General features: G+C 73.3%; 6 protein-coding genes. 1 reads left to right on the top strand and 5 read right to left on the bottom strand.

Translation table 11 applies throughout. The features are described from left to right. Positions 1–487: 487 nt before the first annotated feature. Both ACSNN7_RS27745 and ACSNN7_RS27740 read right to left on the bottom strand, forming a co-directional pair. A complete protein-coding gene (locus ACSNN7_RS27745) occupies positions 488–1,966 on the bottom strand; it encodes a glutamate--cysteine ligase (protein ID WP_436684000.1) in 1,479 nt (492 codons plus the stop codon). Between the two features lie 246 nt (positions 1,967–2,212). Further along, entirely contained in the window at positions 2,213–2,791 is a 579-nt protein-coding gene (locus ACSNN7_RS27740; RefSeq protein WP_436683998.1) for a YceI family protein, read from the bottom strand. A gap of 103 nt (positions 2,792–2,894) precedes the next feature. Here ACSNN7_RS27740 and ACSNN7_RS27735 point away from each other — a divergent pair, with 103 nt between their 5' ends. Next, positions 2,895–3,395, top strand: a complete 501-nt coding sequence (locus ACSNN7_RS27735; RefSeq protein ID WP_436683997.1) for a MarR family winged helix-turn-helix transcriptional regulator — start codon at positions 2,895–2,897, stop codon at positions 3,393–3,395. Between the two features lie 369 nt (positions 3,396–3,764). Here ACSNN7_RS27735 and ACSNN7_RS27730 read toward each other — a convergent pair whose 3' ends face one another. The 3 genes from ACSNN7_RS27730 to ACSNN7_RS27720 all read right to left on the bottom strand — a co-directional run. Then, positions 3,765–6,398, bottom strand: coding sequence for an ATP-binding protein (locus ACSNN7_RS27730; protein ID WP_436683995.1), 2,634 nt, complete (start codon positions 6,396–6,398; stop codon positions 3,765–3,767). A gap of 116 nt (positions 6,399–6,514) precedes the next feature. After that, positions 6,515–7,669, bottom strand: coding sequence for an acyl-CoA dehydrogenase family protein (locus tag ACSNN7_RS27725; RefSeq protein WP_436683994.1), 1,155 nt, complete (start codon positions 7,667–7,669; stop codon positions 6,515–6,517). A 76-nt stretch (positions 7,670–7,745) separates the two neighbouring features. Next, positions 7,746–9,069, bottom strand: a 1,324-nt coding sequence (locus ACSNN7_RS27720) for an acyl-CoA carboxylase subunit beta (protein WP_436683992.1), incomplete at its 5' end; no start/stop codon positions are given.

The following is a 9,069-nucleotide window of genomic DNA, read 5'->3' as shown; positions in this document are numbered from 1 at the left end:
TGAAAGTTCGGCATGCGCGGGGGGCCCGGCTGCGGCGTGCAGCGTCATGGCCGGACCGGGTGGGGAGTGCGGCCTCATGGCTGCCGAGCGGGCGAGGAGTGCGCCGCGTTGGCGGGGCCCGGAAGGCGGGGCGCCCCGAGACCGTCGGCCGACCCCCGGCGGTGCTGCCACGGCCACACGCTTCCCGGACGTCGTCGCGCCGGGAAGCCGCGGGCCATCTCGACGCCGCCCAGCGGCGATATGTGACGCACCTGGTGAATCCGGGCGCTAGGCATGGTGTGGATCCGTGGCGGTGCTGGAGTTGCGGCCGGTGGTGGCCGATGCCGTGGGCCTGCCGGCGGTGCCGCCGCGACCGGCGGCGGCTGCGCCGCGACTACCTGGACCGGGCCGCCCCGCAGGACGCGCTGCGCGACCTGACCCGGCGGGAGCGCGACGACTGATCCCGCCTCGGGCGGGACCGGCGCCGACCCCGCCGGGATACCCGCGGTCAGTCGGTGGGCCAGGTGTGAACGGGTTCGTTGGTGCGTTGGAGTTCGGCGTAGCGGCGGGCCATGTGGTGCAGGGCGGCCTCGCGGTCCATGCCACGGTGCCGCTCGGCCGCCCAGACCGTCTCGGTCTGCCAGACCGCGCCGTTGCGGCCGGTACGGCAGCGCTGCTCGATGATGCCGAGCAGCCGGTCCCGTTCGGCCGGGTCGACGCCGAACCGGTCCAGCCCGGTGGCCGCCGTGGGCAGCAGCGTGTCGAGGACGAGCTTGGCGACCGGCACGTCCCCGAGGCGGGGCCAGTGCAGGACGGCGTCCATGCCGCGCCGGGCGGCGGCGTGGAAGTTCTCCTCGGCGGAGCTGAAGGTGAGCTGGCTCCAGATCGGCCGGTCCGACTCGGCCAGGCCCCGGGACAGCCCGAAGTAGAAGGCGGCGTTGGCCAGCATGTCCACCACGGTCGGGCCGGCCGGGAGCACCCGGTTCTCCACCCGAAGGTGGGGGCGGCCGTCCATGATGTCGTAGACCGGCCGGTTCCAGCGGTAGACGGTGCCGTTGTGCAGCCGCAGCTCCGCCAGCCGGGGCACCCCGCCGGCGTGCAGCACCTCGACCGGGTCCTCGTCCTCGCAGATGGGCAGCAGCGGCGGGAAGTAGCGGACGTTCTCCTCGAACAGGTCGAAGATCGAGGTGATCCAGCGCTCGCCGAACCAGACCCGGGGTCGTACGCCCTGGGCCTTCAGCTCGTCGGGGCGGGTGTCGGTGGCCTGCTCGAAGAGGGCGATCCGGGTTTCCGCCCAGAGTTGCCGCCCGTACAGGAAGGGGGAGTTCGCACCGATCGCGACCTGGACCCCGGCGATCGCCTGGGAGGCGTTCCAGTAGTCGGCGAAGCTGTCCGGCGCGACCTGGAGGTGGAACTGGAGGCTGGTGCAGGCCGCCTCGGGGGCGATCGAGTCGGTGTGCGTCTGGAGCCGTTCGACGCCCCGGATGTCCAGCTCGATGTCCTCGCCCCGGGCGCCGACGATCTGATCGTTGAGCACCCGGTAGCGCTCGTTGGTGGAGAGGTTGTCCACCACCAGGTGCCGCTCGGTCAGCGTGGGCAGGATGCCGACCAGGACGATCCGGGCGTCGGACTTCGCCGCCCGCTCGTCGGCGCGGGTCAGGCTGCTGCGCAGTTCACGCTCGTACTCGGTGAAGCCGTTGCCCTCGATCAGCCGAGGCGCGGCGTTCAGTTCGAGGTTGAACTGCCCGAGTTCGGTCTGGAACAGCGGGTCGGCGATGGCGGCCAGGATCTCCTCGTTGCGCATCGCCGGCTCACCCGCCGGGTCCATCAGGTTGAGTTCGATCTCCAGGCCGGTCATCGGCCGGTCCGCGTCGAAGCCGAAGTCGTCCAGCATCAACGCGAAGACGTCGAGACTGCGCCGGACCTTCTGCCGGTAGCGGACCCGGTCCTCCCGGGAGAAGGCGCCCTGCTCGACGTCCCTACCCATGTGCCCTCCCGGCGCGAGGCGCGCGGGACCGTGTCCGTCCCGCCGCGCGTTGTGAACAACCACGGTAAGAGCGCCCACGTCGCCAGGGCCAGTGGCCCCACCGGTACGCCCTGCGGCCATCTCTACCCAGCGACCACCGTCGGCACCGGCGCGACCGACGAATAACTCGTGACAATTCGCACCTGGAGACGCGGCGAGGTCCCTGCTCAGGGGAAGCAGGGACCTCGCCGGAAGGATTCCGCAGGATCAGGCCTGGCGGACGGCCTCGCCCTCGATCTCGATCTTGATCTTCTTGCCGACCAGCACGCCGCCGGTCTCGAGCGCCACGTTCCAGGTCAGACCGAAGTCCTCCCGGTCGATCTCGGTGCTCGCGGAGAAGCCGAAGATGTCCTGGCCGAACGGGCTGCGGCCGACGCCCTCGAACTCGACGTCCAGCTCGACCGGGCGGGTGACACCCTTGATCGTGAGCTCGCCCAGCAGCACGAACTCGTTGCCGTTGCGGGACTTCACACCGGTGCTGCGGTACTCCAGCGTCGGGTAGGTCTCGGCCTCGAGGAACTCCGGGCTGCGCAGGTGGGCGTCCCGGTCGGCCTGGGCGGTGTTGATGCTGGCGGCCTGGATGGTGGCGGTGACCGAGGACTGCATCGGGTCCTCGGCGATGGTGATGGTCGCCGAGGCGTCGGCGAACTCACCGCGTACCTTGCTGACCATCATGTGCCGGGCGACGAACCCGACCCGCTTGTGAGCCGCGTCCAGCAGGTAGGTGCCGGCGGTGGGGACGGTGAGGCCCTCCCAGTCGCGGGTAACCGACTCGGTGCTGGTCATGGTGCGTCCTCCAGGGGGAGAGATTGTTTATGAGCCCAACGGCTGACTAAGCAACTATAGTCACACAAACATTCCCCGTGTCAACCACTGTTAGGATGGCCAGGTGGATCAGAACGTGTTCGACGACCCCCGGATCACCGCCGTCGGCCTCCTCGTCGAGGCGTACGCCGGGCTGTCGGCCCGGTTCGCCGCCCAGTACGAGGAACACGGCCTCTCCGCGGTCGAGTTCGAAGTGCTGATGCGGCTCGCCCGATCCCCCGGCAATCAGCTACGGATGACCGACCTGGCGGCGCAGACCTCCCTGTCCACCAGCGGCGTCACCCGAGTGGTGGACCGGATGGAACGCGACGGGCTGCTCGTCAGGAGTGCCTGCCCGTCCGACCGGCGCAGCTCGTACGCCGTGGTCACCCCGTCGGGGCTCAAGCGCCTCGACGAGACCCTCCCCGGTCACCTGCGGATCATCGAGCAGTGGTTCACCGGCCAGCTCGAGCCCGCGGCGCTGACGGCGATGCTCGACGGCCTGCGCCGGGTGCGGGACGCCGTGCACCCGGGGGCGACCGCCGGCAGCACCGACACCGCCCCGGCCGGCGAGACGGCGGCCTGACGCCGCAGCACGGGCGCTGACCTGCCCGTCGGCATCGGCGGCGGCGACGGTGCCGCCCGGTCCGCCGGGTCAGCCGATCGCCCACCGGACCCGGGGCATCGGCTCGCGCTACCGGCAGAACCACCGGCAGAACTGGTCACGTCGGCGGGACAACACCGGGAAGCCGCGCAAAGCGGACGTCAGCGGTGGCTAGCCTTCGTCGAGCCGGGGGGAGCACCTGGGGGGGTGCCGGCGCGAGCGATTGAGCGAGGGGTGTCATCAGGGGGCTTATTCGCTCGCGCCTCCCCCGCCCCCGGCGTCCGGGCCGCACGGGGCCGGCAGGAGCCGACCCGACGGAGGGCGCGGCGCGCCGCAGCACCGCCCCGGCCCTCAACCGGCCGGACGGAGCCGGTGCAGCAGGTCCTCCTCGTACGGCAGCAGGCGGATCCCGCTCTCCCGGCAGGCCCGGTCGAGACGGTCCAGCACGGCCGGGTCGCCTGTGCTCGCCGCCAGCCCCACCAGCGCCTCGACCACGTCCCGCCGGTCCTGACCGTCGGCGCCGGCCTTCGCCGCCGCCCCGAACCACTCCGCGGCCAGTTCCCGGTCGCCCCGGCGCAGCGCCACCGTCCCCTCGATCAGGGCGATGACCCCCTCCTCGGGCCGCGCCGCCACTACCGACCGCCCGAACTCCGGCGCGGCGGACGCGGCAGTGAACGCAGGCGCAGCGCCGGCGGGCGACCGGGGCGCCTCCGCCCGTAGCTCGGCCAGTACGTCGGCGGCCTCGTCCAGCCGACCGTCCCGGGCCAGCGCCAGGCCGACCGTGCCGAGCACCCGGCGCCGGTGTCCCGGGTCGCCCAGGTCGGCCAGCGCCGCGGCGACCCGGCGGCCCTGCTCCACCGCCTCGGCGTACCGGCCCTGGAGGCGGGCCACCTCGGCCAGGTTGGCCCGGGCCAGCAGGCGCAGCCGCCGCTCGTCGCACTGGGCGGCCAGTCGGTCCACGGTGGCCAGCCGCCGCCGGGCGCCGGCCAGGTCACCGCGGCGGATCTCGTGCCAGGTGAGGTTGTTCTGGGCCACCGCCACGTCGCGTACCCGGCCGTGCCGGGTGGCCAGCGCCAGCACCGCCTGCGCCTGCGCGCGTGCCTCGTCGTACCCGCCGGTGGCGACGAGCAGCGCGCAGAGCACCGTGCGGGCCTCCAGCTCGCCGGTCACCTCCGCGTGCGCGGCGAAGACGTCGAGCGCCGCGCGGGCGGCCGGCAGCTCCTGCGCGCCCGCGCCGTGCTCGGCGGCGAGCCGGGCCACCCCGAGCAGCGCCCAGGCCCGCAGCACCGGGTCGGCGTCGGCGGTACGCGGGTCCGCCAGCAGCCGGCGGAGCCACTGCCGCCCGGAGACGTCCCGCCCCCGCAGCCGCCACCAGCGGGTCAGCGCGGCCGCCAGGCGCAGCGCGGTGAGCGGGTCGTCGGTGGCGGCATGGGCCAGGGCGGCGCTGATGTCGCTGGTCACCTCGTCTAGCCGGCGTACCGCGGCGGGCAGCTTCGCCCCGACCAGGTTCGGCGCGGTCCGGGTCACCAGCCGGGCCACCACGACCGCGTGCCGGCGGCGGATCGCGGTCAGCTCGCCCCGGCCGGCGGCCCGCTCGACGGCGAAGTCACGGACCGCGTCGAGCAGCCGGAACCGGAACGGACCGGCGCCCCGGACGCTGACCAGCCCCAGCTCCACCAGGCGGTCCAGCAGCGGCACCGGGTCGACGACCACGGTGCCGTCCCGGCCGGCCTCGTCGGCCAGCAGTTCCTCGGCCAGCTCCACGGACCAGCGGTTGGCGAACGCGGAGAGCCGGCGCACGGCCGCGCGCTCGGAGCCGGCGAGCAGGCGGTAGCTGGTGGCCACCGCCTCCCGCAGGGTCACCGCCACCGCCGCCCTTGCGCTCTCCGACCCGGCCGGTGCGGCGGCCTCCCAGCCGCGCCGCCCCAGGTCGGGGCCGGCCAGGTCGAGGACCCGGTCGCCGTACCGGTCGAGCAGTTCGTCGAGGTCGAGGATGCGCCCCCGGGCCGCCATCAGCTCGATCGCGAGCGGCAGGCCGCCGAGCCGACGGACCAGGGCGGCCAGCGCGGGCAGCTCCCGCGGGTCGGGCGGCTCGGGGCGTACCCGGGCGAGCCGGGCGGCGAAGAGCGCCGCCGCCGGGTAGCGGGCCAGTTCCGCCGCGTCGACCACGTCGGCCGGGGGCACGTCCAGCGGCGCCACCGGACGGACCAGTTCCCCGGGTACGCCCACCGGGTGCCGCCCGGTCACCAGCACCCGCAGGCTCGGCACCGCGTCGGTGAGCTGCCGCAACGCCTCGGCCAGCGGGTCCGGGGCACGTTCGGCCGCGTCCACCAGCAGCAGCGCCGGCCGGTTTCGCAGCCGTACCGCCAGGTCGGGCAGGCGGGCCGCGCCGAGCACGGCACTCACCGCGGCCAGCACGTCGGCGGCGTCGGAGCCCTCGCCGACCAGCACCCCGGCCACTCCGCCCGGACAGTCGGCGACGACCTCGTGCGCCACGGCCAGGGCCAGCGCCGTCTTGCCGACGCCGGCGAGCCCGACCAGGGTCACCACCGGCGGCCACCGGTCCGTGGTGAGCAGCGCGGCGAGGTCGGCCAGGTCCCGCTCCCGGCCGATCAGCTCGACCGGGGGCGGGAGCGCGATCGGCGTACCCGAGGGGTCGGGGTCGCGAGGCGCGGAGCCGGCGGCCGGTGCGCGGTGCGGGACCTCGACGGCGGCCGGCACGGCCGCCCGCCCACGGGCGGTGGCGAGGAAGGCGGCGCGGGGTCCGTCGGTGAGGCCGAGCGCGTCAGCGAGCAGCTCCACGGTGCTGCGCTGCGGCCGGCTGGCCCGGCCGCGCTCCAGGTCACGGACGGTCCGCACGCCGACCCCGGCCCGCTGCGCCAGCTCGGCCTGGGTGAGGCCGACGGCGAGCCGGTGACCCCGCAACAGCTCCGCGAGCGGGGTACGACCACCCGGCGCCAAAGGATGATCATGAGCCGGTGTCATGGGCACGAAGGGTACGGAGGGGCTACGACGGCCGACACCGGTGCGTCGTCCAGCCGACGCGCCGGAATCCGACAGGCCCCCGCCGTGCGGCAGCGCGGCAGGGGCCGGAGGCCGGGTCAGACGCCCAGGTCGCGAGCGATGATCATGCGCTGCACCTCGGAGGTGCCCTCGCCGATCTCCAGGATCTTGGAGTCCCGCCAGAACCGGGCGACCGGGTACTCGTTCATGAAGCCGTAGCCGCCGTGGATCTGGGTCGCCTCCCGGGCGTTGTCCACCGCGATCGTGCTGGCGTGCAGCTTGGCGATCGCCGCCTGCCGCTTGAACGGCTCACCGGCCAGCATCCGCGCGGCGGCGTCGTAGTACGCCAGCCGGGCCGTGTGCGCCTTCAACTCCATGTCGGCGATCTTGAACTGGATCGCCTGGTAGTTGCCGATCGGCCGGCCGAAGGCGTGCCGCTCCTTGGCGTACTTGATCGACTCGTCGACGCAGCCCTGGGCGAGGCCGACGGCGAGCGCGGCGATCGCGATCCGGCCCTCGTCGAGGATGCGCAGGAACTGGGCGAAGCCCCGGCCCCGCTCCCCGAGCAGGTTCGCCGCCGGCACCCGGCAGTCGTCGAAGGTCAGCTCGTGGGTGTCCGAGGCGGTCCAGCCGACCTTGGAGTAGCCCGGCGCCACGGTGAAGCCCGGCGTTCCGGTCGGCACGATGATGGTCGACAGCTCCTTCGAGCCGTCCGGCTTCGTGCCGGTCACCGCGGTGACGGTGACCAGCGCGGTGATGTCGGTCCCGGAGTTGGTGATGAACGCCTTCGAGCCGTTGATCACCCACTCGTTCGTGGCCTCGTCCAGCACCGCGCGGGTCTGGGTGCCACCGGCGTCGGAGCCGGTGCCCGGCTCGGTCAGCCCGAAGCCGGCCAGCGCCTCGCCGCTGAGCAGCTTCGGCAGCCAGGTCGCCTTCTGCTCCTCCGTGCCGAACCGGTAGATCGGCATCGCGCCGAGGGAGACCGCGGCCTCCAGGGTGATCGCCACGCTGGAGTCGACCCGGGCCAGCTCCTCCAGGGCCAGGCAGAGGGCGAAGTAGTCGCCACCCATGCCGCCGTGCTCCTCGCCGAAGGGCAGGCCGAACAGGCCCATCTTGCCCATCTGCCGGATCACCTCGTACGGGAAGGTGTGCTTCTCGTAGTGCTCGGCGATGACCGGGGCGACCACCTCACGCGCGAAGTCCCGCACGCTGGACCGCAGCGCCTCTTGTTCCTCGGTGAGCCGGAAGTCCATCTGATCCTCCTGGTGGGACGCCCTTTGTGGATGGCCGCCGGGCGCTCGTGACGCCGGTCGGGTGGTGCGGGTCGGGTCAGACCGGGGTGACGCCGTGGCGCCGCCGCGAGAAGTGGCGGTCCTTGGTGCGGGCGGCGGCGAACCGGCGGACCAGCTCGGCGCGCAGCTCGTGCGGCTCGACGATCGCGTCGATCACCAGCTCGCTGGCGAGCCGGACGACGTCGATGTCCCGCTCGTACTCCTCGCGCTTCGCGGCGACGAAGGCGGCCCGCTCGGCCTCGTCGGCGATCGCGGCGATCTTGTTGGCGTAGACGGCGTTCACCGCGGCCTCGGCGCCCATCACCGCGATCTTCGCGGTGGGCAGCGCGATGGTCGCGTCCGGCTCGAAGCCCGGGCCGGCCATCGCGTAGAGGCCGGCGCCGTACGCCTTGCGGACCACCACACAGATCTTCGGTACGGTCGCCTCGGAGATCGCGGTGATCATCTTGGCGCCGTGCCGGATGATGCCCTGCTTCTCCACCGCGCTGCCGACCATGAAGCCGGGCACGTCGCTGAGGAACAGCAGCGGCACGTTGAACGCGTCGCAGAGCTGCACGAACCGGGTCGCCTTGTCAGCCGAGTCGACGAAGAGCACCCCGCCCTTGAACATCGAGTTGTTGCCGACCACGCCGACGACCTCGCCGTTCAGCCGGCCGAAGCCGATGGTCAGCTCCTTGGCCCAGAGCGCCTGGATCTCGAAGAACGAGCCGTCGTCGAGCAGGCCCTTGACGTACCGGCGCATGTCGAAGGCCTGCCGCTCGCTGGCCGGGACCAGCGCGGCCAGGTCGACCTTGTCGGACGCCTGCTTGGCGGGCGCGGCGGGCGGCTGCTCGGTCCAGTTCGCCGGCAGGTACGACAGGTAGGTCCGCACCACGTCCAGCGCGTCGGCCTCGGTCTTGCAGAGGAAGTGCCCGACCCCGGACTCGGCGCAGTGCACCTTGGCCCCGCCCATCGCCTCCAGCGTGGTCTTCTCGCCGGTGACCATCTCGACCATCCGGTCGGAGCCGAGGTACATGCTGGCGTTGCCGTCCACCATGGCCACCACGTCGCAGAACGCCGGGATGTACGCCCCGCCGGCCGCGCTCGGCCCGAACAGCGCGCAGACCTGCGGGATCGAACCCGAGGCGCGGACCTGGTTCCAGAAGATCTTGCCCGCGCCGCGCCGACCGGGGAAGAGGTCGACCTGATCGGTGATCCGGGCGCCGGCCGAGTCGACCAGGTAGACCATCGGCACGCCGGTCGAGTACGCCCGCTCGATGATCCGGATGATCTTCTCTACCGTCCGGGCGCCCCAGCTGCCGGCCTTGACCGTGGAGTCGTTGGCCATCAGGCAGACCTGGCGGCCGTCGATGGTGGCGGTG

The sequence above is a fragment of the Micromonospora sp. URMC 105 genome (genome assembly GCF_051386295.1).
Classification (GTDB): domain Bacteria; phylum Actinomycetota; class Actinomycetes; order Mycobacteriales; family Micromonosporaceae; genus Micromonospora.
This window is presented reverse-complemented; position numbering and strand designations above follow the sequence as displayed.